The sequence below is a fragment of the Xenorhabdus sp. XBWT genome, assembly GCF_059072735.1.
On sequence record NZ_CM180990.1, the window covers coordinates 581,186 to 604,327 of the forward strand.

The 23,142-nt window shown below is 45.1% G+C and carries 19 protein-coding genes, 1 tRNA gene and 1 riboswitch; of the genes, 9 read left to right on the forward strand and 11 right to left on the reverse strand.

Annotated features, from left to right (window positions below):
* Positions 1-22: 22 nt before the first annotated feature.
* Positions 23-439 (forward strand): type II toxin-antitoxin system HicB family antitoxin, encoded by a 417-nt coding sequence (locus AC5JQI_RS02565; RefSeq protein ID WP_493914589.1) that lies wholly within the window; start codon positions 23-25, stop codon positions 437-439.
* A gap of 706 nt (positions 440-1,145) precedes the next feature.
* Here AC5JQI_RS02565 and AC5JQI_RS02570 read toward each other — a convergent pair.
* A tRNA-Ile gene (locus AC5JQI_RS02570) sits at positions 1,146-1,221 on the reverse strand.
* A 287-nt stretch (positions 1,222-1,508) separates the two neighbouring features.
* On the opposite strand from AC5JQI_RS02570, the gene AC5JQI_RS02575 reads away from it, so the two are divergent.
* Positions 1,509-2,288 carry a GNAT family N-acetyltransferase gene (locus tag AC5JQI_RS02575; RefSeq protein WP_493913624.1) on the forward strand — a complete coding sequence of 260 codons (780 nt, stop codon included), beginning with the start codon at positions 1,509-1,511 and terminating at the stop codon, positions 2,286-2,288.
* 70 nt (positions 2,289-2,358) lie between these two features.
* Here AC5JQI_RS02575 and rpoD read toward each other — a convergent pair whose 3' ends face one another.
* From rpoD to rpsU, 3 genes are all read right to left on the reverse strand, one after another.
* Entirely contained in the window at positions 2,359-4,209 is a 1,851-nt protein-coding gene (rpoD, locus tag AC5JQI_RS02580; RefSeq protein WP_493913625.1) for an RNA polymerase sigma factor RpoD, read from the reverse strand.
* 299 nt (positions 4,210-4,508) lie between these two features.
* Entirely contained in the window at positions 4,509-6,257 is a 1,749-nt protein-coding gene (gene dnaG, locus AC5JQI_RS02585) for a DNA primase (protein ID WP_493913626.1), read from the reverse strand.
* Between the two features lie 114 nt (positions 6,258-6,371).
* Positions 6,372-6,587, reverse strand: coding sequence for a 30S ribosomal protein S21 (gene rpsU, locus AC5JQI_RS02590; protein ID WP_001144069.1), 216 nt, complete (start codon positions 6,585-6,587; stop codon positions 6,372-6,374).
* Between the two features lie 431 nt (positions 6,588-7,018).
* On the opposite strand from rpsU, the gene tsaD reads away from it, so the two are divergent.
* Positions 7,019-8,056, forward strand: coding sequence for a tRNA (adenosine(37)-N6)-threonylcarbamoyltransferase complex transferase subunit TsaD (gene tsaD, locus AC5JQI_RS02595; RefSeq protein WP_493913627.1), 1,038 nt, complete (start codon positions 7,019-7,021; stop codon positions 8,054-8,056).
* Positions 8,057-8,177: 121 nt separating this feature from the next.
* Here tsaD and AC5JQI_RS02600 read toward each other — a convergent pair whose 3' ends face one another.
* The gene (locus tag AC5JQI_RS02600; protein ID WP_493913628.1) at positions 8,178-9,218 is read right to left on the reverse strand and encodes a zinc-dependent alcohol dehydrogenase family protein; all 1,041 of its coding nucleotides are present in this window, start codon (positions 9,216-9,218) and stop codon (positions 8,178-8,180) included.
* 332 nt (positions 9,219-9,550) lie between these two features.
* Complete coding sequence (gene plsY / locus AC5JQI_RS02605; RefSeq protein ID WP_493913629.1) at positions 9,551-10,204, reverse strand: glycerol-3-phosphate 1-O-acyltransferase PlsY; 654 nt, start codon at positions 10,202-10,204, stop codon at positions 9,551-9,553.
* 109 nt (positions 10,205-10,313) lie between these two features.
* On the opposite strand from plsY, the gene folB reads away from it, so the two are divergent.
* Entirely contained in the window at positions 10,314-10,667 is a 354-nt protein-coding gene (gene folB / locus AC5JQI_RS02610) for a bifunctional dihydroneopterin aldolase/7,8-dihydroneopterin epimerase (protein WP_237386515.1), read from the forward strand.
* 82 nt (positions 10,668-10,749) lie between these two features.
* Here the strand turns inward: folB and AC5JQI_RS02615 are convergent, their stop codons facing one another.
* Together AC5JQI_RS02615 and AC5JQI_RS02620 are read right to left on the reverse strand one after the other, a co-directional pair.
* On the reverse strand, positions 10,750-11,928 hold the full coding sequence (locus AC5JQI_RS02615) for a multifunctional CCA addition/repair protein (RefSeq protein ID WP_493913630.1): 1,179 nt from the start codon (positions 11,926-11,928) through the stop codon (positions 10,750-10,752).
* Between the two features lie 27 nt (positions 11,929-11,955).
* Positions 11,956-12,576: a TIGR04211 family SH3 domain-containing protein gene (locus AC5JQI_RS02620; protein WP_493913631.1), complete on the reverse strand. Its 621-nt coding sequence runs from the start codon at positions 12,574-12,576 to the stop codon at positions 11,956-11,958.
* Positions 12,577-12,879: 303 nt separating this feature from the next.
* On the opposite strand from AC5JQI_RS02620, the gene AC5JQI_RS02625 reads away from it, so the two are divergent.
* From AC5JQI_RS02625 to hldE, 3 genes are all read left to right on the forward strand, one after another.
* Positions 12,880-13,854, forward strand: coding sequence for a CYTH domain-containing protein (locus tag AC5JQI_RS02625; protein WP_493913632.1), 975 nt, complete (start codon positions 12,880-12,882; stop codon positions 13,852-13,854).
* A gap of 56 nt (positions 13,855-13,910) precedes the next feature.
* Entirely contained in the window at positions 13,911-16,760 is a 2,850-nt protein-coding gene (glnE, locus tag AC5JQI_RS02630) for a bifunctional [glutamate--ammonia ligase]-adenylyl-L-tyrosine phosphorylase/[glutamate--ammonia-ligase] adenylyltransferase (protein ID WP_493913633.1), read from the forward strand.
* Positions 16,761-16,859: 99 nt separating this feature from the next.
* Positions 16,860-18,287 (forward strand): bifunctional D-glycero-beta-D-manno-heptose-7-phosphate kinase/D-glycero-beta-D-manno-heptose 1-phosphate adenylyltransferase HldE, encoded by a 1,428-nt coding sequence (gene hldE / locus AC5JQI_RS02635; RefSeq protein WP_493913634.1) that lies wholly within the window; start codon positions 16,860-16,862, stop codon positions 18,285-18,287.
* Positions 18,288-18,506: 219 nt separating this feature from the next.
* Here hldE and ubiK read toward each other — a convergent pair whose 3' ends face one another.
* Positions 18,507-18,782 carry a ubiquinone biosynthesis accessory factor UbiK gene (gene ubiK, locus AC5JQI_RS02640; protein WP_493913635.1) on the reverse strand — a complete coding sequence of 92 codons (276 nt, stop codon included), beginning with the start codon at positions 18,780-18,782 and terminating at the stop codon, positions 18,507-18,509.
* Between the two features lie 153 nt (positions 18,783-18,935).
* A riboswitch (FMN riboswitch) is annotated at positions 18,936-19,136 on the forward strand.
* 119 nt (positions 19,137-19,255) lie between these two features.
* On the opposite strand from ubiK, the gene ribB reads away from it, so the two are divergent.
* Both ribB and ygiD read left to right on the forward strand, forming a co-directional pair.
* Positions 19,256-19,909: a 3,4-dihydroxy-2-butanone-4-phosphate synthase gene (ribB, locus tag AC5JQI_RS02645; RefSeq protein ID WP_493913636.1), complete on the forward strand. Its 654-nt coding sequence runs from the start codon at positions 19,256-19,258 to the stop codon at positions 19,907-19,909.
* Positions 19,910-20,318: 409 nt separating this feature from the next.
* The gene (gene ygiD, locus AC5JQI_RS02650) at positions 20,319-21,095 is read left to right on the forward strand and encodes a 4,5-DOPA-extradiol-dioxygenase (RefSeq protein ID WP_493913637.1); all 777 of its coding nucleotides are present in this window, start codon (positions 20,319-20,321) and stop codon (positions 21,093-21,095) included.
* A 5-nt stretch (positions 21,096-21,100) separates the two neighbouring features.
* Here the strand turns inward: ygiD and AC5JQI_RS02655 are convergent, their stop codons facing one another.
* Positions 21,101-22,261 carry a glutathionylspermidine synthase family protein gene (locus AC5JQI_RS02655; RefSeq protein WP_493913638.1) on the reverse strand — a complete coding sequence of 387 codons (1,161 nt, stop codon included), beginning with the start codon at positions 22,259-22,261 and terminating at the stop codon, positions 21,101-21,103.
* A gap of 6 nt (positions 22,262-22,267) precedes the next feature.
* Entirely contained in the window at positions 22,268-22,966 is a 699-nt protein-coding gene (locus tag AC5JQI_RS02660; protein WP_237386491.1) for a DUF1190 family protein, read from the reverse strand.
* Between the last annotated feature and the right edge of the window lie 176 nt (positions 22,967-23,142).

Sequence of the window (23,142 nt, forward strand, 5' to 3'; positions counted from 1 at the left end):
CGCAGCTTCACCATAAAAAATGATGAGATATTCAGTAATACTAGAGCCAGTCGAAGAGGGCGGTTATTTCGTCTCGTTCCCGGATATCCCCGAAGCCTTAACCCAAGGGGATACGCGGGAAGAAGCGCTGGAAATGGCACTTGATGCGCTAATAACATCATTCGAATTTTACTTCGAAGATAACGAAAAAATTCCGCTTCCTAGTTCTATAGGGCATGATGATGATTATGTTGATGTGCCCCTAAGCGTGGCCTCTAAGGTGCTTATGCTTAACGCGTTCGTTGATTCCAAATTAACGCAAACTGAGCTAGCTAACCGTATGGGGGTCAAAAAGCAGGAAGTGACACGCATCTTTGACTTACGGCATTCAACCAAGATTGATACGGTTGGTAAGGTCGCGACGGCTATCGGGCATCAGTTAACTTTGTCCATCGAATAATGAAGATCACCCATTGAGAGGCTACGTTAAATCGTGGCCTTTTTTATTCCCTACGAAATGCAGCTAGACGCACATAGCGCCATTCGCTCATTAACCTACAGACCACTGCGGTTAATTTGGATCGCGTCCCCTGAGTTGCGCCCACGCTGCACAATCCCCACGAAATAAAAGTAAACCTGACGTAAAACGCACTACACCGCACCCGCCTGCACGTTTTGGATCAAAAAATTATTTCAGTTTTAAAATCCGACAAAGGGAACTGCCAGAGCGCGCCAGCACAGGCGGCGTGAGAGAAATCGCAAATTGAAAAGTGTGAAAAGATTTTCAGGAAATTTCAGTTTTTGGATCAAAAGAGGATCACGGAGAAAATCATAATGCAATGATAATAAAAGGAAAATTATATTTTACGTGAGAAGTGGGATCACGAAGAAAGGATAAAGGAAATTTTAAAATACAGGAGCGATGCGGCTTTGTGGTAGAAGAAAAACTGAAATCAAGTGAATCAGAGTTAATATATTTTTAGTGGCAGCAAAAATTTTTTCTATTTAGTTCATTCGGTTAAAAAACGTTCTCCATTATGTGTAAATCGGAATGCTGAGGGGACACTAAATTTTTCTCAGGGGACAAAAAGGGGACACTAGCCTACAAAAACAAAAAAGCCACTCGTCTAATAGTGGCTTAATGTACTGATTTAACATCTAAAATCTGGTGGCCCCTGCTGGACTTGAACCAGCGACCAAGCGATTATGAGTCGCCTGCTCTAACCACTGAGCTAAGGGGCCAGCGAAGTAGGAGGATTATACGGTACAGTTTGGTATTAGGTCTAGTCCCCAAAATTCATATGCGCATTTTATATACAACAATCAGTATCTTTTAACGTATTTCAATCAATTAGTAGTAATCTGATCTCACTTTTAGTGATGCTGGTCATTTTTTCAATAAAAGTTTCTGATTGTTTAATGTACTTTGGTCATGCTTTCGTCAACAAAAGCTTATTGATGAGACTTTATTTTCTAGATTGATTTTCAGTACTTTTATTACTTTCTATAAAAATACCTTTGGAGTTAATATGAACAAATATCATTTGTCGGTGGCTACTTTTGCTCATCATCAAATTGAAGATCATTTTTACTCATCTATCAGCAAAATGAATCAGCATATCAGCGATGATGTCCGTGCCTATATAACAGGTGTTGAAGCTCACGTATTAAACTTTTTATTGGTTATAGATAACCATGCCAAAATCGCAGAGGATTTACAAAAAGGTATTCGGTTTCTTGATGAGAAAACTATCGTTCCGTTTGCGATTTATACTGTAGAGCCGAATCATCAAACTTTAGAGGTTATCCAGCAGGCTGGGTTTGTATTCGATGTTGATGGTATAACCACTGGTATGCAGCTCGATTTGCTGAGTTGGCAGCCAAACGATTTATCGGCTGCGGAATATGACGTTCGGTGTGTTGATCGTTGTTTGAATGATTGGGCTACGCCAGTAGGGAGTGCGTTTGAAACGGGTAATATACTCTCAGGACAGTACCAGAAATGCCATCAGGCGGCGTTGGATGCGGGGAAATCTCTGCAACATTATGCCTTGTATGTCGATGGTCAGCCTGTTTGTGCCTTAACTTTATCATGGCTGGGTAATATTGTTCGTTTTGATGATATTGGTACGCTGGTGGAGCAGCAGAGAAAAGGATATGCTTCTGCTCTGATCAATTATGTGTTGAATGAAGTCTGGCGGGATGGTGCGATTGCCTGTTATTTAGATGCCTCTCGTGATGGTAATGAGTTATATCGGCGTGTCGGGTTTAAGACATTATTTGAGTATCAGGGATTTATCCGCGAGTAATAGTAATAAAGAATAAGCAGAAAGCGTCTGTTGAAACAGACGCTTTCTGATTTATCAGCAAATTCGTTGATTAGTCGTCAAGGAAGCTGCGCAGTACTTCAGAACGGCTTGGGTGACGCAGTTTACGCAGGGCTTTCGCTTCGATCTGACGAATACGTTCGCGGGTTACATCAAATTGTTTACCTACTTCTTCCAGTGTATGGTCAGTGTTCATATCGATGCCAAAACGCATACGCAGAACTTTAGCTTCACGCGCGGTCAGGCCAGCCAGGACGTCATGAGTTGCAGAACGCAGGCTTTCTGAAGTTGCAGAATCCAGCGGAAGTTCGAGAGTCGTATCCTCAATGAAATCGCCCAGATGTGAGTCTTCATCATCACCGACTGGTGTTTCCATTGAGATTGGTTCTTTGGCGATTTTCAGTACCTTGCGGATCTTATCTTCTGGCATCATCATACGTTCTGCCAGTTCTTCCGGTGAAGGCTCACGACCCATTTCCTGCAACATCTGACGGGAAATACGATTGAGTTTGTTGATGGTTTCAATCATATGTACCGGGATACGGATGGTACGCGCCTGATCAGCGATAGAACGGGTAATTGCCTGACGGATCCACCATGTTGCGTAAGTTGAGAATTTGTAACCACGACGGTATTCAAATTTATCAACTGCTTTCATCAGACCAATATTACCTTCTTGGATCAAATCAAGGAATTGCAGGCCACGGTTGGTATATTTCTTCGCAATCGAAATAACCAGACGCAAGTTGGCCTCAACCATCTCTTTCTTCGCTCGGCGGGCTTTCGCTTCACCGATTGACATACGACGGTTGATATCTTTGACCTGTTCAATAGTCAGGCCAGTTTCTTCTTCGATCTGGTGTAACTTCTGCAAGCTACGCAGTACTTCTTCTTCAATTTCCTGCAACTTATCAGACCATGGCTTGTTCATTGCTTTTGCAGCGGTGAACCATGTGTCAGAAGTTTCATTGCCAGAGAACAGAGTAATGAAGTTTTTCTTCGGCATCTTGCACTGCTCAACACACATCTTCATGATTTGGCGCTCTTGAAGACGTACGCGATCCATCATGGAACGCATATTGTTGACCAGATAATCAAATTGTTTTGGCACCAAACGGAACTGTTTGAATACCTCAGACAGGGTTAATATTTCTGCTGCGGTATTTGGATTGTCACGCCCGTAATTTTTGATTACCTGACGAGTAATTTCATACTGTGTGCGCAATTCCTGAAATTTCTGGCGAGCCAATTCTGGGTCGATGCTGTTATCATCTTCAGTATCAGAATCATCTTCACGCTCTTCATCATCTTCTTCATCATCGTCGTTAAGCTCTTCCTGAGGAAGTTCTGAGCCGACATGAGTGGCTGTTGGTGCGAGATCTTCTTCTGCATTCGGATCAACGAAACCCGTGATCAAATCGGACAGACGGCTCTCGCCAGCTTCGACGCGGTCGTACTGTTCCAACAGGTAGGTGATCGCTTCTGGGTATTCAGCAACGGAGCACTGTACTTGGTTGATGCCATCTTCAATGCGCTTTGCAATGTCAATCTCACCTTCACGAGTCAGTAGCTCCACCGTGCCCATTTCACGCATGTACATACGAACTGGATCGGTGGTACGGCCGATTTCTGACTCGACACTGGATAACACTTGCGCAGCCGCTTCCGCCGCGTCTTCATCGGTGTCGTTTGTGTTTTCTGCCAACATGAGATCATCAGCATCAGGTGCTTCTTCCATTACCTGGATGCCCATGTCATTGATCATTTGGATGATATCTTCTATCTGATCAGAATCGACGATATCTTCCGGCAGATGGTCATTGACCTCAGCATAGGTCAGATAGCCTTGCTCCTTACCTCGGGTGACAAGTAGCTTTAGCTGTGACTGCGGGTTTTGCTCCATAAGACGGTATCCACACTTCAGAGTATTGGTTGGTGTTCGGTCGGCGAAACAAATATGCCAACAATAACATTTAGGGGCGTTTTCATTGTATTGCCGCAGCCCACAATAGCGACAATTGTAGAGCTATCTCCCTACCTAATGCGGCACTTAAGCCGTGAATTCTGTATCAGTGTTCTTAATCTTGATTTAGAATTTGTTTCATCAAGCTATATTTTTATCAAAGCGTATTTGCATCAAAAATATTACACATGCAAACGTATTGAGTGAGTTAATTAATATAGTCTTGTTGAAGCAAATTATTATTTCCTCGCACCAGACTCCGTAATTAAGCGGACTTCTTCGCGTTCTTCTGATGTCAAGCCTTCAGTTCTGCCTTTGGCAATCAGAAAATTAAAACGTTCATCAAGTGCTGATGCGAAAAGATGGTTCAACGCATCGCTGAAAGTTTTTTCAGCAATCTCTTCTACTTGTATATCGTTCCATGCAGCGAGTTTTTCAAGCTGTTTTGCGTATTTATTATCGCGATACTGCTCCAAAAGCTGTCCGGTTGTTAAACCCGGTTGGGCAAGGCACGTGTCGACAAGCTCAATGAATAACGGTAACCCCGCTATCTGAGCAGAAAACATTCCCTGTAATGAAGGAACTAATGTCGCTAAATGCGGATTTTGCACCAACAATGCGATAAGGATTCGCATTGTTGTTGGCTTCAGTTTTAGCGCCTGATATGCATTGGTATCTTTTTTGACAAGTTTTGCCAAAGATCGTTCCAATTGTGTTGTATCAGGTATGCCTAGTAACCTTCCAATCTCTTGGAGTAAATAGAGCCGCAACGCTTCCCCGGGAACCTGACTAATCAGCGGCATGGCAAGCGAACTGAGTTTAGTCGCACCTTCTGGGGTACTCAAATCTACTTGTGGCAATAGAGACTCGAACAAAAATTCAGATAAGGTCAATGCTTTTCCCATTCGCTGTTCGAAAATCTCTCTGCCTTCTTTGCGAACCAGTGAATCTGGATCTTCGCCATCAGGCAAGAACATAAAACGTAATTGCCGTCCATCATTCAGATAGGGCAGTGCGGTTTCCAATGCCCTCCATGCGGCATCACGGCCAGCCCGGTCGCCATCGTAACAGCAGATAACACTATCCGTTGTCCGAAAAAGGAGTTGAATGTGTTCGGCTGTCGTGGACGTTCCCAGCGAAGCCACAGCATAGTCAATGTCAAACTGTGCCAGCGCAACAACATCCATATAACCTTCAACCACCAATAGCCTTGAAAGCGTATTGTGGTTTTGTTGAGCTTCATAGAGTCCGTATAATTGCCGGCCTTTATGGAAAATTTCTGTTTCCGGTGAGTTCAAGTACTTGGGAAGTGCATCTCCCAGAACTCTTCCCCCGAATGCAACTACTCGACCACGGCGATCTCGAATTGGGAACATAACACGTTCACGGAAACGGTCATAAGTCCGACCATTCTCATTCGTGACCAGCATTCCTGCATCGTTTAGCTGTTTGCGATCTTCAACGTTATGGGCAAAGCGTTTCAGGGCGTTATCCCATCCCGCTGGTGCGAAACCAATGGCAAAACGCTGAATGACTTCTTCACTAAGCCCACGTTGAGCCAGATATTGCCGGGCTGACTGAGCATTGGGTGTATTCAGTGAATGCTGATAGAAACTGTTTAGTTTCTCCATCAACTGATAAAGATTTTGCCTTTGGTGGCGTTCTATTTGACCGCCGCCGGAGCCTGCTTCGTAAGGCACTTCCAGCCCGTGCATTGCTGCCAGTTCTTCAATGGATTCGACAAAGTCCAGCCTGTCATAATTCATCAGAAAATCAATAGCATTGCCATGCGCGCCACAGCCGAAGCAATGGTAAAACTGTTTATCGCCATTAACAGTAAATGAAGGGGTTTTTTCGTTATGAAAAGGACAGCACGCTTGATGGTTTTTGCCTTTCTTTTTGAGAGGCACTTTGACATCGATCAAATCAATGATATCGGTTCTTGCTAATAAATCATTGATAAATGCGCGTGGAATTCGTCCAGCCATAAGCCCTTTTACGCCTGTTGATGAACGAGAATAAGCCGCGCTTTCTCTGGGAAAGCACGGCCTTTAATTGCAGTAGTTTGTTAATACAACCACTATGCGGATTGACCGCAAGGATTAGTACAAACGAGTGCGGCGTGCGTTTTCACGAGCTAGCTTTTTAGCATGACGCTTAACAGCAGAAGCTTTAGCGCGTTTGCGTTCAGTCGTTGGTTTTTCATAGAATTCACGACGACGAACTTCTGCTAATACGCCTGCTTTTTCGCAAGAACGCTTAAAGCGACGCAGTGCTACGTCAAATGGCTCGTTTTCACGTACTTTAATTACTGGCATGTGCCTCTCACCTCAATAGAAATCGGGTTTGTCGCTGGCGGGATAGTGCCAGCCGTCTTTAAAATGGTGCGGAATTTTACTTCAATGAACACGGCTTTGTAAAGTGCCGAGGAAAATTGAAACCTATAGCGCAACGGGCTATAACATGCTTTTTGTATACAAAACAAGCAGCCTTGCGCCAGCGCTATTAACATTAACCACACAGGAGATTCAAGTAGGGTACTGATTATAGACTAAACAGGAAAAATAGCCAGCCTATAAATAGTCCGGTTAAGCCATCATTCAGTGAGGCGAATACAGGTTGTGAATAGTGGTTATAAACGGATAGTGGTACACTTATGCCCGATTTAGGGGAATACGATATACGAATTCATGTGCACCAAGAAATATGAATAGTATGGTGACGATAGAGTGACGAGACGAAAAGTACAATGCGAGTTTTAGGTATAGAAACGTCCTGCGATGAAACCGGAATCGCAATTTATGATGACAGATCCGGTCTGCTAGCCAATCAACTTTACAGTCAGGTAAAACTGCATGCTGATTATGGCGGTGTTGTGCCGGAACTGGCATCGCGAGACCACATTCGTAAAACGGTTCCCTTGATTCAGGCGGCTTTGAAAGAAGCGGGGCTGACAAATAAAGATATCGATGCCGTTGCTTACACTGCGGGGCCTGGTTTGGTTGGTGCATTATTGGTCGGGGCAACTATTGGGCGTTCACTGGCGTTCGCGTGGAATGTACCGGCTATTCCCGTACATCATATGGAAGGTCATTTACTGGCACCGATGCTGGAAGCAAATAGCCCTGAGTTCCCTTTTGTTGCCTTGTTGGTTTCTGGCGGTCATACCCAGCTTATTAGTGTAACGGGAATTGGTGAATACCAATTGTTGGGGGAATCCATTGACGATGCTGCGGGTGAGGCTTTCGATAAGACCGCAAAATTGCTTGGGTTGGATTACCCCGGAGGCCCGGTACTTTCCCGTATGGCACAGCAGGGTAAAGCCGGACGTTTTATTTTCCCACGTCCAATGACAGATCGCCCCGGGCTGGATTTCAGTTTTTCTGGTCTGAAAACATTTGCTGCCAATACCATCCGTAATAACATTCATGGCCATGATAGTGTTGAGGATGGGCAAACCAAAGCGGATATTGCCCGTGCCTTTGAAGATGCAGTTGTCGATACGCTGGCGATTAAATGCAAACGGGCGTTGGAACAGACAGGTTTTAAACGTCTGGTGATGGCTGGGGGTGTGAGTGCCAACGGGACATTGCGGACAAAAATGCAGGAATTAATGGTAAAACTGGGTGGTGAAGCCTTCTATGCCCGTCCTGAATTCTGTACTGATAATGGTGCGATGATCGCTCTGGCTGGCATGATCCGTTTACAAGGCGGAACCACCGGTGAATTGGGTGTTACAGTAAAAGCGCGCTGGCCGCTGTCGGATCTTCCTGCATTGCAGAAATGATAAGAAATGTACTGAATGACTTGGGTTGACTACCGCTTGGTGCTCAGCCTTGTTCAGTAACAGTTGTTATTTTAGCAGGAAGAAGTAATTAGACTTCCCCTTCCTGCTTTGAGTTATAGGCTTATTCTGATGTTAAAACAATTTTCAGTGCTTTTTCCTGAGCGGCGTTATTAAAGACTTCATAAGCTGTTTCAATTTCACTCAATAGATAACGATGCGTCACGAGTTTTTCAGGTGAAATTTTGCCGGATTGAACACTTTTAAGCAGCATAGGTGTGCTGCTTGTGTTCACCAATCCGGTAGTAATGGTGATGTTTTTGATCCAAAGTTCTTCTAGATGCAATTCAACGGATTTTCCGTGAACACCAACGTTAGCAATATACCCACCAGCAGTGATGATATCCTGACAGATTTTGAATGTTGCAGGTATCCCGACACATTCAATCGCGACATCGACCCCAATGCCATCAGTGATTTTTTGAATCTCTGCCACGACATTTTGGCGTGCTGGGTTGATAATTGTGTTAGCCCCAAACTGTTGGGCGACATGAAGACGATTGTCATCAGTATCAATCATAATGATGTGTGCTGGAGAGTAGAATTGTGATGCCAGAAGTGCAGAAAGGCCAACTGGACCAGCACCAATCAAGGCAATAGTGTGACCTGGCTGAACTCTGCCGTTGATGACACCGATTTCAAGCCCTGTCGGTAAGATATCACTAAGCATCAATGCAGCGTCTTCATTTATCCCTTCTGGTAAACGATGTAAGCTGTTATCAGCATGAGGAATGCGTACTTGCTCAGCTTGAGTACCATCAATTTTATGTCCAAGGATCCAACCACCATTTTCACAGTGTGAATAAAGCTGACGCTTGCAATAACTACAACTGCCACAAACTGTAATACAGGAAATAATGACTTTATCGCCCACTTTGATATTACGGACAGACTTCCCAATATTTTCAACAATCCCTATACCTTCATGGCCTAAAATCCGGCCCTTATCTACCGTAGGAACATCCCCTTTGAGGATATGTAAATCTGTTCCGCAGATGGTAGTTTTAATAATACGGACAATGGCATCAGTTGACTCAATAATTTGAGGCAATGCTTTTTCTTCCCAATGTTTTTGACCTGCTCCATGATAAACAAGTGCTTTCATAAAACCCCCTTTCACAGATAGTTTGTATTTTGCACTAGAAATCTAGCGTATTATTAAGGTTAAAAATAATGAGTGGTTCAAGAAATACAATCATTTTCACAAAACAATAATGGTTTTCAACGGTAAGTTTATGTCATATTTATGGTTATAAATATAGATTTTACAGGTTAATTTGATGCTATCTTCTATTTTATCATGATAACGATAGAAGCAATCGTGACGTTAGTCGGGGATGTGATCGGGGTGAGTGAGCGCAGCCAACAAAGCTGCAACTTGAAAGACGACAGGTATATATTAGCCAAGAAAGCCCCTACAATAAGGGGCTTTTGGATTCAGTCGTCTTGTTGTTCTGTTGTGGATTGAATTTTTTCTTTATCCGTCATTTCCTGTTTCTTTTTTAATTTCTGCCAGATACGGCTTTCTTGCCCACGCCAGAGACGCTGGATATTATCGTGGTGACGTACTAAAACCAAGCACGACAACATTGCTACAGGGAAAGTGAATTCAGGTTTGAACCACCAGACGTAGAAAGGAGCGACCAGTGCGCTGACAATGGCACCTAGTGAGGAATAACCGCTTAACAGCACAGTCAGCAGCCATGTACCAGAGACTAATCCCATTAGATCCCAGCCAATGGCAGCAATGGCACCAAAAGCGGTTGCTACGCCTTTTCCCCCCTTGAAATGGAAGAAGATGGGATAAATATGCCCCAAACAGGCAGCAATGGCGATAATACCTAAGTAAAATGGCGGAATACTGAGTTTGTATGCCAGCCAAACCGGAATAAGCCCTTTGAGGACATCACAAATCAGTACTGCCAATGCAGCCCATTTACCACCGATGCGCAGTACATTTGTTGCTCCAGGGTTACCGGAACCATGTTGACGGGGATCGGGAAGCCTTGCCAAACGGCATATCAATATCGCGCTGGATATAGAGCCACATAAGTACGCGAAGATGATCATGCCAAGCGCGATTGCACTCATAAGATATCTCCAATGAATAAGAGTCGTTTTATTAAGTCTAACAAGGGATAATACGCACATTTCGCCGGAAGTGGTATCTGGCGGACAGAAAAACGGGGAAAAGGTAGTGATGGATATCGTATTTATTGACGAATTAACGGTGATTACCACTATTGGTGTTTATGATTGGGAACAAACGATTAAACAGAAATTAGTGTTCGATATCGAAATGGGATGGGATAACAAACGCGCTTCTTCCAGCGATAATGTCGAACACTGTCTGGATTATGCCAGGGTCAGCAAAGCCATAATTCATCATGTGGAAAGCCAGCGTTTTGCGTTGGTCGAACGGGTAGCTGAAGAAGTGGCAAATATCTTGCTGAATCAATTTCATTCACCTTGGGTAAAGATCAAAGTGAGTAAACCGGGTGCTGTCGCACAGGCAAAAAGTGTTGGTGTGGTGATTGAGCGGAGTGCAGGTTAACTGATAAATCCTTCCGATGATGATATCAAAAAGCGTCCCAACGTTATGGCTGTTTTGGGACGCATTTATTTGGTACCAGAAATTAATTTACCGACCTCTGTTTCCAGTTTGTGATGGCAATATGTCGCTGACGTTCTAACTCTGTGCGTATTTCCGCGCCCTGAAACCCACGGGCAATGACTTCTTGAACGTTTACCTGACTGGCAATCGTAAACACTTCGCGTAAATAATTTCCTTGCAGATAAGCCGAGGTTTCTGGAGCTGTGTATCCACGGCTGTCTGCTTCACTGCAAATAATTAATTGCTCGATTCGTTGTGGTTTACGCCAAGCATCAATGGCATTAAACAAGATCAGTAGCTCTTCCGGCAAAAGTTGTTCTGCGGTATGAACACAATGGTGATATTGGGTCACAATCACGGCTAAGTCGCGTGCTGAGTTAGGAATGCGCAGTCGTTCGCACATTTGTTTTACCTGAGTGATTCCAATATGGCTACATAGTGCGGCGAAACGAATGTCGATCTCTTTGCTCAAGTAAGTGGACATTTGTAAGACGTGCAATGAGTGTAGCCCAGCATCAGGTTGATCTTTATCGTGCGTTTTTTCCCGTACAGGAACGGTAAACAAATTATCGATTTCTGGAAAAAGCACTGTCAGCGCACCACAATCACGCAGAACTTGAAAATAGACTTGTGGTGATTGTGATGTGAGGGCTTTTTCTGTTTCCCGCCAAACTCGTTCAGGGGTCAATGCTGACAATTCACCACTCGCTACCATTTCTGTGATGAGCGATTGCGTTTCCGGTGCGATTGAAAATCTTAAATGGGCAAAGCGGGCGGTAAAACGAGCCAAACGCAGAACACGCAGGGGATCTTCTGAAAATGCGGCTGAGACATGGCGCAAGGTACGATTTTTGAGATCATTGATGCCATGATAGGGATCGATGATTTCGCCTTCTGGCGTTTGTGCAATGGCGTTAATCGTTAGATCACGACGCAGCAGATCTTCTTCCAGCGTCACATCGGGAGCCGCGTAACAGGTAAAGCCGGTATATCCCTGCCCTGATTTTCTTTCTGTGCGTGCAAGGGCGTATTCTTCATGGGTTTTAGGGTGCAGGAAAACGGGGAAATCTTTCCCGACTTGTTGATATCCTTGTGACAGGAGTTTCTCTGGATTGCCACCAACAACAACCCAGTCCCTTTCAGTCACGGGCAGCCCCAATAATTGATCGCGAACTGCACCGCCAACCAAATAGATTTTCACTCTTCTTTCCTTAAAATCAGCCTTAAATCAGCTCATCCAGCGATCTTTATTTTTACGGCGTGGGATCATATGTGGCAGGATAAGTCCCAGGAGTAGGCCAATTCCCGCAACACCACCGCCATACATAAACCACTGTAAAATAATTTCTCTTTGCTTATCATCCAGTTGCAAGTTAGCAACTTCTACCTTTTTCTCAGCTACTGTCAATTTGCTCTGGAGTTGAGCATTCTCTTTTTTCAGGTCATTGATGATCTTATCGCTGGTAGCCACTTTGTTTTGCAACTCTGCGGTACGTTTATTCCACGTATCATCAATATTCTCCAGATTGTCAGTCAGCGTTCTGATCTTCTGTTCCATGGCAGGAATGCGTTCACGCAGGCTTGGAATATTGCTGAGTTCATTTGATAGTATCCAACTTGTGCGTCCTTTACGGTCTTTTATCTGTATGAATCCACCCTCTGATTTTGGGCTGATCAAGGTGACTTCCTCACCCGCATCCAGTGAGCCGATAATACGGTTCTGAATGCTTGGCCCGCTACGAATATAAGCTGACAGCTCATCAGAAACATAACGTTTTTCTTCAGCGTGTATGGATAATGGGAGCGTAAAACCCAGTAACAGGATAAATAATCGATGTAGTTTTTGCATTCTGTGTTCAACTGTTTTTGTGTATGGGCTAATTGTGATTCAAACTACTCAAAGGATAGTAAAGAGTTAAGTTTGTGGGTGCAATCAGTAAACCAGAATGAGAACTTTCTCAACTGGCCGAATACAGACCTTGTTAGGGTTTTTTTGGCGAAGTAAGTATGATGATTGTTGAGATAGCGCTCTATTGTGGTTTATTTGCACTTTTTATAAAACAAAATATGTTACGAAATAAAGTATGTTACGAAACAATGTGTGAACAGGGTTAAGAAAAAATTCTGTTATGTGACCTGAGGAATAAAAAATATGAGTTCTAGTTCTGTAGAAATAGAGTTGAAACTGTCTTCTAAGCCTGATGTGATAGCCGCAGTTCGCCAGCAGTTATTTCAGTTTCCTCATCACTATACTTCACCACAGCACCTGACTAATATTTATTTTGAGACGCCGGATAACCAATTGCGGCGTTGGGATATGGGACTGCGCATCCGTGGTTTTGACGGGCAATATGAGATGACGATTAAAACCGCAGGTAAAGTGATTGGTGGATTGCATCGGCGCCCTGAATTTAATATCCCATTGCACCACCCTGAATTAGACTTAGCTCAATTTCCTGCCCATATCTGGCCTGAAAACATCAATCTTACGCACCTACAGGCGCAATTGGCTGCATTATTCAGTACCGATTTTACTCGTGAAAAATGGCTTGTAACCTACGGACAAAGTGAAATTGAAGTGGTGCTGGATCAGGGAGCTATCTTCTGTGGAAATCAGCCTACAGGAACGCAGACGTTACCCATTTGTGAGTTTGAGCTGGAGCTAATAAGCGGGAATGTCACCGATATTTTGTCATTGGCAGATAAATTAGCATCCCAGAATGGCTTGCGTTTGGCGGATAAAAGTAAAGCGGCCCGGGGTTATGCGCTTGTGCATGGCCTGTCGCATAAAGCATTGCCAAGTGTGCCTGATGAACCGGAATGGCAGCAACCATTGTCTGCGATCCTCTCTGAAATTCTGGTGCAATGGCAAGAGCAGGAAGAAGGATGGCTGGCGGGTCTGGCAGGAGGTAAAGTGGGACTGGAACAGGTTTTTCAATGGGTGCAGCTGTTGACTGAAAAGCGGCCTGAGAGTTTACCCGAACTTGGCCTGTTACCTGAGTTATTATCTGAATTAAAACAGGCGTTGGCGGCGGCCAGCGCAGATGCTGAAACAGTATGTTACAACACTTCATGGCTGCAATGTAAGCTGGCATTAACGCAGTGTTTGATGGCTCAACCTCAGTAAGTTCTTTCTGTTACGCTACTAAATGGTAATATGCGGTAATTAAGGAAAACCCAGTTATGTTGCCTCTCTCACCACCTTTAGCTCAACAATTGCAGCATATTGTTGCAAATATCCAACCACTGGAAGGAACGGCAATATCCTTTACGCTGGATGAAAAGGCCTTACTGTCATTGAGTGATTTTGTAGCAGAAAATTTACTGTCACATCCTGAATGGTTGGATGATATCCGTCAAAATCCTCCCCAGCCGGAGGAGTGGCAGCATTATTCTCCTTGGCTGGCTCAAACGTTATGTACGGTAAATGATGAAAATGGTTTGATGCGAGTTTTGCGTCTGTTTCGTCACCGAATGTTGGTGAGGATCACATGGTTGCAGGTATTGCGACACAGTACGACAGAACAGACATTGCAGCAGTTGAGTATGCTGGCTGAAACCTTGATCCTGGCGGCTCGCGACTGGCTTTACCCGCGTTGCTGCCAAGATTGGGGAACGCCCACCAATAATGAAGGTATGGCCCAATCTTTGTTGATTCTGGGGATGGGAAAATTGGGAGGAGGGGAACTCAATTTTTCCTCTGATATCGATCTTATTTTTGCTTATCCAGAAAATGGCGTAACACAAGGCGGACGTCGGGAAATGGATAATGCCCAGTTTTTTACCCGCTTGGGGCAAAAGTTGATCAAAGTACTGGATCAACAAACTGTAGATGGATTTGTCTACCGTGTTGATATGAGATTGCGCCCGTTCGGCGATAGCGGGCCGTTAGTCTTCAGTTTTTCAGCATTGGAAGACTACTATCAGGAACAGGGGCGGGATTGGGAGCGCTATGCACTGGTGAAAGCGCGCATACTGGGGCATGACGAGCAGGAATATTGTCAAGAACTACGCCAGATGTTGCGACCGTTTGTTTTCCGCCGCTATATCGATTTCAGTGTGATTCAATCCCTGCGCAATATGAAAGGCATGATTGAGCGGGAAGTCCGTCGTCGTGGGTTAAAAGATAATATTAAACTGGGTGCAGGTGGGATACGTGAAATTGAGTTTATCACGCAAGTCTTTCAGCTTATTCGTGGGGGAAGAGAGCCAAGCCTGCAATCCTGCTCATTGCTGCTGACATTAAAAGCGATTGAAGATTTGTCTTTATTGCCGCCGGAACAGGTGAAGCAGCTTGAAGAGAGTTACTTATTCTTGCGCCGGCTTGAAAACCTATTGCAATCGATTCATGACCAACAAACGCAAACTTTACCGAAGAGTGAATTAGATCGTGCTCGCTTATCTTGGGGGATGGATTTTGCCGATTGGAGTGAATTGATGGCCGAAACCGAATGCAAGATGAAGGCGGTGCGGAAGATTTTCCAGCAACTGATTGGCGATGAAACTGATGAAAATGGTGAGGAAGCCAGCTATGTGCCCTTTAAGAGCTTATGGCAGGAAGTCCTGAATATAGATGAACTCATGTCATTGGTTTCCCATCTTTCTGAGACAGAAGCCCAGAAGATGCTTGATGTAATTTCGATTTTCCGCCGGGACTTCAGTAAACGCACTATTGGCCCACGAGGGAGGGATGTGCTTGACCAATTGATGCCGCGCCTGTTGGCTAAAATTGGGGAGCGGAAAGATGCCAACACAGTTTTGGAAAGGGTTATCCCCTTATTGCTCAGTATTGTCAGTCGAACAACTTATCTGGAACTGATGCTGGAATCAGAGCAGGTCATGATTCATGTTATCCGCTTATGTGCTGCTTCCCCGATGATTGCCAGTCAGCTTACTCATCATCCGCTTTTATTGGATGAACTACTCGATCCAAAATCACTGTATCAACCATTACCGATGGAAGCTTATCGTGATGAGCTTTATCAATATCTGCTGCGTATTCCTGAGGATGATGAGGAACAATTGCTGGAGGCGTTGCGTCAATTCAAACAATCTCAATTATTGCGGATTGCAGCAGAAGACATTGTAGGGGCTCTGCCAGTGATGAAAGTGAGTGATCACCTGACTTATCTGGCTGAATCCATTATTGGTGCTGTTGTGCAGCAAGCGTGGAATCAGATGGTAAAACGCTACGGTGCCCCAGTTCACTTGTCGCAACGTCAGGGGTTGGGTTTTGCCATTATCGGGTATGGAAAATTGGGGGGTTGGGAACTGGGTTATAGTTCTGATTTAGACCTCGTGTTTTTGCTGGATTGTCCAATGGGCGTGGTGACGGATGGCGCTCGTTCCATTGATGCCCGCCAATTTTATTTACGCCTTGCCCAACGCATCATTCACTTATTCAGTACCCGAACGGCGTCGGGGATATTGTATGACGTTGATGCCCGCCTGCGGCCATCCGGTGAGTCTGGGATGCTGGTCAGTACTCTTGAAGCCTTTGACGATTACCAGAAAAATGAAGCATGGACTTGGGAACACCAAGCGTTGATTCGGGCACGTATGGTGTTTGGTGATGAGAAGATGCGTAATGATTTTGAACGCATTCGCCGGGAAACATTATGTCTTCCTCGCGATCCTGATCTTCTGCGACAGCAAGTACGTGAGATGCGAGAGAAAATGCACCGACATTTGGGCAGCCATCAATCTGATCAGTTTGACATTAAAGCTGATCCGGGAGGGATAACGGATATTGAATTTATTGCTCAGTATCAGGTTCTGCGCTATGCCGCCGAAAATGCCAGTCTGACACGCTGGTCTGATAATGTGCGCATATTCGAATTGATGGCGAACCATAATATTATGGAGGATCAGGAAGCGATGGCTTTGATGCAGGCTTATATTACCATGCGTGATGAACTGCATCATCTTGCTTTGCAGGTGCTACCCAGCCGCGTTTCAGACGTTCATTTCAGCCAACAGCAGGCATTGGTCTGCAATAGCTGGCAAAAATGGCTTGGGAATGATCTTGGTTGATCATCGCCGAAATCAGCTCTTTTCCTGACGGGTATTGCTGGCATGTAGTCTGGTTATGGTAATATCCGCAACAGTTTATTTTGATATTTGGAGCATGGGATGAAAGTAACACTCCCTGATTTTTATCGTGCAGGTGTTTTGGTTGTTGGCGATGTTATGTTAGACCGTTATTGGTATGGCCCAACTAGCCGTATTTCACCGGAAGCTCCCGTTCCCGTGGTTAAGGTAGAAAATATTGAAGAACGCCCGGGTGGAGCGGCTAACGTTGCCATGAATATTGCATCATTGGGCGCGAATTCGAGTTTGATCGGTTTAACGGGCATTGATGATGCAGCACGTGCATTGAATGAAAAACTCAGCAGTGTGAAAGTCCAATGTGATTTTGTTCCTGTTCCAACTCATCCAACCATCACCAAACTACGTGTATTATCGCGCAATCAGCAATTGCTCCGTCTGGATTTTGAAGAAGGTTTCCAGAATGTGGATGCACAGCCGATGCTGGAGAAAATTCAGCAATCCTTGCCGCATATTGGGGCGTTGGTGCTGTCAGATTATGCCAAAGGCGCACTGAATCAGGTTCAGGCAATGATTAAGCTGGCCAATGAAGCTAATGTTCCTGTCCTGATCGATCCAAAAGGCAGCGATTTTGAACGCTATCGTGGCGCAACGCTGCTCACGCCAAATATGTCAGAATTTGAAGCAGTTGTAGGACACTGCAAAGGTGATGATGATGATGTTGTGCAAAAGGGTACGCAATTGGTACAGGATTTGGAGCTGAAAGCGCTGTTGATCACACGTTCTGAACGCGGCATGAGTTTACTGCGTATCGGGCAGCCTCCTTTGCATTTACCGACTCAGGCACAGGAAGTGTTTGACGTTACTGGGGCGGGAGATACTGTCATTGGTGTATTAGCCACGGCCCTGGCTGCCGGAAAACCACTGAACGAAGCTTGTTATCTTGCAAATGCCGCTGCGGGGGTGGTGGTTGGCAAACTGGGAACTTCTACTGTTTCGCCTGTGGAACTGGAAAATGCAGTGCGTGGGCGTGCAGAAACCGGATTTGGCATGATGAGTGAATCCCAGCTGAAAGAAGCTGTCGGACAGGCTCGTCAGCGTGGTGAACATATCGTCATGACCAATGGCTGTTTTGACATCCTTCATGCCGGACATGTTTCTTATCTCTTGAATGCGCGTAAATTGGGCGATCGCCTGATCGTTGCTGTCAATAGTGATGCTTCCACCAAACGGCTGAAAGGAGAAACCCGGCCTGTAAATCCATTGGAACAGCGTATGATCGTGTTATCAGCATTGGAGTCTGTGGATTGGGTGGTGGAGTTTGAAGAAGATACACCCCAGCGCTTAATTGCAGGCATTCTGCCGGATATTTTAGTCAAAGGCGGAGATTACAAGGCAGAAGAGATTGCCGGTAGTGAAGAGGTTTGGGCCTCTGGTGGAGAAGTGAAGGTATTGAACTTCGAGGATGGTATTTCAACGACCAATATCATCAAAACGATTAAGAGCCAGTAAGTTTATCGTTGTGATGCCGTTATGTTTTTTTAGGCATAACGGCATATCCCTTTCGCCTTTCAAGGTTCCTTTTTGTTGGTGATTTAGCCAATTTTCATCTCTATTCATCCAACTTCGGTAACCCTATTTAAAACAAAGGGGCTTAAGCGCTTAATAAAATGAGCCGCTTAAGCCCCTTTTGGCGGGGAGCTGATATTTCCCCTCATACAATTATTCCAATTATTCAGCCTGCTCAGTTTTTTTCTCTGTCCCTTCAAGACGGGCTTCCAACTCATTCAAACGCTGTTCCATTGCGGCCAATTTCTCACGGGTGCGCAGCAGGACTTGAGTCTGGACATCAAATTCTTCCCGATTGACGAGATCCAATTTGCTTAACTGAGATTGCAGAACGGTACGCAATTTTTTTTCTACGTCATCACCAAATTCTTTAATGCCTTTCGGCATAGAATTATGGATCTGGCGGGCAACTTGTTCAATTTTCTTTGGGTCGAGCATGATGGGCATCCTTTTACGAAATACTTGTGCTTATGAAATACTAGTGTTGGCGTATTTTAGTACCTGATGGCGAAAGCATAAATGATTGCGAGTCAGGTTTCATATTTGATTTTTGTAGATTGCTCCCCCAAGTCATTAGCGCTATAGTAAAAACGTTTATCTCAGGGCAGGGTGAAAGTCCCTACCGGCGGTAACATAAAATGATCGAATGATTATTTTATGAAGCCCGCGAGCGCTCTGTTTGTTGTTATCTTTTTTGAATATTGTGATATTCAACAGAAGATAGGACAGAGGTCAGCAGATCCAGTGAGATTCTGGAGCCGACGGTGATAGTCCGGATGGGAGAGAATAACAGCATCAATCGAGTGCCTGCGCTCGTCTGTTGTTTTTATTGCTGTAGTATTGAGCAATACGAACTCCTCAAAATTGCCCTGATTCTGGTAATCCATACATTTAAAAGAGGTTTCTTTACCATGAATCAGACGCTACTTTCCTCATATGGTACGCCATTTGAACGTGTTGAACGCGCACTTATTGCTTTACGTGTGGGTCAAGGCGTGATGGTGCTGGACGATGAAAATCGTGAAAATGAAGGTGACATGGTTTTTGCCGCCGAAACGATGACGGTGGAGCAAATGGCACTCACCATTCGTCATGGCAGTGGAATTGTCTGTCTTTGCTTGACTGAAGAACGTCGCCAGCAGTTGGAATTGCCTATGATGGTGAAAAACAACTCCAGCCAGTATCAAACTGCTTTTACCGTGACTATTGAAGCTGCACAAGGCGTAACAACCGGCGTGTCGGCAGCAGATCGTATCACGACAATTCAAGCTGCTATTGCAGAGGATGCTCAGCCAAGCGATTTGAACCGCCCCGGGCACGTTTTTCCTTTGCGCGCGCAATCTGGAGGGGTTCTGACCCGCCGTGGTCATACTGAAGCAACCATTGATTTAGTGACAATGGCTGGCTTTAAGCCTGCGGGAGTGCTGTGTGAACTGACAAAGGATGATGGCTCAATGGCTCGTGCACCTGAAGTGATTGAATTCGCCAAACAGCATAATATGCCGATAGTCACCATTGAAGATTTGGTGAGTTACCGTCTAAAAATAGCAAAGGCAGCTAGCTGATAACTTACTCAGTTAAGTTATCTAAAAGTAACTATTGAAATTATTTCTAAATGGTACTGTTTTCTTGGCATTGGACAGAAAACAGATTGAGGAAGAATATATCGGTTATACTCATCAGGCATCAGGCTATTGTATCGCTATATTGGCACGATAACCCGGAAGGTGAGGGAAATATATCGCATGTACGTATGAGAGGCTACAGCCCACACCCTGTGGCCTTTCAGTATTTTTGAAACACTCCATCATTTTTGATTGGCTATATTCAGGGAAGAAAAGTCTTAATCTTGTCATAGCGTTTTTATCACAATTCACAATTCACTATCCTATACCCAATAGATTTCAAGATGCCGCCAACAGAGCCGTAACTTGAAAGACGGGTTAACTGTTTAATTTGCTGTAAGGGGCGAAAATGAGTCTCCTGAGAATGCCTGCTTTATTTGTTGGTCATGGCAGTCCAATGAACGCCATTGAAGATAACTGTTACTCACGTGCCTGGTTTGAACTGGGGAATAAATTGCCCAGACCAAGGGCAATTCTTGTGATTTCTGCGCACTGGTACACACAGGGTACTGCTGTGACTGCGATGGCTCAGCCCAGAACTATCCACGATTTTGGTAACTTTCCCAGAGAATTGCATGAAAAACAGTATCCGGCCAAAGGATACCCTGAGCTGGCGGTATTGGTGCAGGATATCCTTGAACCAATTAAGGTCGAGACTGATTTCGAACATTGGGGACTGGATCATGGATCTTGGGGTATTTTGGTGAAAATGTATCCCGATGCAGATATTCCGGTTATCCAGCTGAGTATAGATCGCAATCAACCAGCTTCTTTTCACTATGAAATTGGCAAGAAATTGACTTTACTGCGGGATGAAGGCGTTTTAATCCTGGGGAGTGGGAATGTCGTACATAACCTGCCAGCCGAAGAAATCGGAGCAAAACCGTTTCCATGGGCGCTTTCTTTTGAGCAGTTTGTGCGTGAAAGCTTGACCAGCCGTGAAGAGCCTCATCCGCTGTTTACGGCGTTGGATAGGGAAGATGGCCTATTGTCCAATCCAACACCGGAGCATTTCCTGCCGTTGCTGTATGTGATGGGAACATGGGACAAAAAAGAGCCAGTTTCAACTCCGGTGGAGGGCATTGAAGACGGCTCTTTGAGTATGCTGTCGATTCAGATTGGGTAACGGTATCAATCCAGAATAATATGCGGGTAGAAACGTGACAGATCTTGAGTAATTAACTCACGATCTTCACGGATACAGATACCCGCTGATTGATCATCCACCAGCCAGCTACCGATCAACGCATAGTTATCACCAAATTTTGGTAATGTGTGGAACTGTTGCACGATCATGCCTTCTTCCCCGTAAGGGCCATCGGCACTGGCGACTTCTTTGCCATTTTCAATGATGCGAATGTTGGCACCTTCGCGGGAGAATAGCGGTTTAATAACATAGCTATCCATATCAGAAGGGCGTTCATCCGCAAAATACGCTGGCAGCAGGTTCGGGTGATTCGGAAACATTTTCCACAGCATTGGCAGTAGTGCTTTGTTGGAGATAATGCTCTTCCATGCTGGCTCCAGCCAGCGGACACCTGCATCGGCCAGCTTGGTAGAGAACATCTCGCGCAGCATAAATTCCCATGGATACAGTTTAAACAGGTTGCCGATCACTTGATCCTGCAAGTCAGTAAACTGCCCTTTTTCACCCAGCCCGATATCCTCAATAAACAGGAATTCGGTTGGAATACCCGCTTCCGCTGCGCAATCCTGCAAATATTGGATTGTGCCACGATCTTCTTCAGTATCCTGACAACAGGCCATGTGTAGCAGACCAAAGCCATGTTTTTCACGTAACTGAATAAAACGGTCAATCAGCTTTTCTTGCAGGCTGTTGAACTGATCGGCATTTGACGGCAGATTGCCCGCATTTATTTGGTCTTCCAGCCAGATCCACTGAAAGAAGGCCGATTCATACAATGATGTTGGTGTATCGGCGTTGTTTTCCAGCAACTTGGGTGGATTTTTGCCATCATAGGCCAGATCCAGACGGGAATAGAGCGAAGGCTGGCTGGTTACCCATGAAGAGCGGACAAACTCCCAGCAGTGTTTCGGGATCTGGAATTTTGTCAGCAGCTCTTCACTATCGACCACTTTTTCCACGACCTGCAAACACATTTGGTGCAGCTCTGCCGTTGCGTCTTCAATTTCTTCAATCTGGTTCAGCGTGAACTGGTAATAAGCCTCTTCACTCCAGTATGGCTGATCATACATAGTGTGGAAATTGAAGCCATATTCTGCCGCTTTTTCGCGCCAATCCGGGCGCTCGGTAATTCCAGTGCGTTTCATACTTAATTAACCACCCATAGAACGGGAAGAACTGGAACTTGAGTTCGCAGACGAACGCTGCATAGTCGATTGCTTCGCTACCGATTCACCGAACCCGCCGCGGGTAATGGTGGAGGTGGTGGCTGGTTTCGGTGCCATTGCGGTTTTCGGCACAGTCATGCTGCGACCACCGGCAGTGGCAGGGCCATAGCTTTTACCCGTTGCATCAACAAACTTACCATTGGCTGGGCTGGCGGCTGATTTTGATGTGAACAGTGGCTGAGATGGCGCAGAGCTGCCGCCCATCAAACGTCCCATCATATAGCCTGCCATCAAGGGCATCCAGAAACTGCCGCTGCTGTTCTGTTGTGCCTGAGCCTCACCGACTCCAGCCTGAGCGGGTGCTTGGGTACATTGCTGTTCACCGAATTCAGCCACACACTCTTCGCGGGTTGCATATTTCGGTGCGGTTTTTTCTGCTTCTTTCAGAGCATTGTTGTAAGCGAGTGTGCATTGTTCACTTTGAGAAGGATTCGCCTGAGAACACTCATCGGCATTGGTATAGAGCGAGACCGTTTCATCGTTCTGTTCACAGGCAGACAGCATAAAAACAGCACCGACAGCCAGTGCAACTGGTGTCAGGCGATAGCTTCGCCACGTTTTGCGGAAAGAATCCCGATTTATCTCTTTTGTCCGTTTCCTGGGTATGAAAGAAATAATAGTCATAGGGGGCATCCATCTTGAGGGTAACGAATTAAGAGCATATCCCATTTATGGTGCCCAATGGGAGTGGCTCTCAGGGATAGGCTTAAAAAACAGCCCACACAATCGGATTGGCGGGCTGCTTTCTTTATTAGTATAGCGTTTTTAATATAACTTTTTTTAATCGTAAACGATAGTAC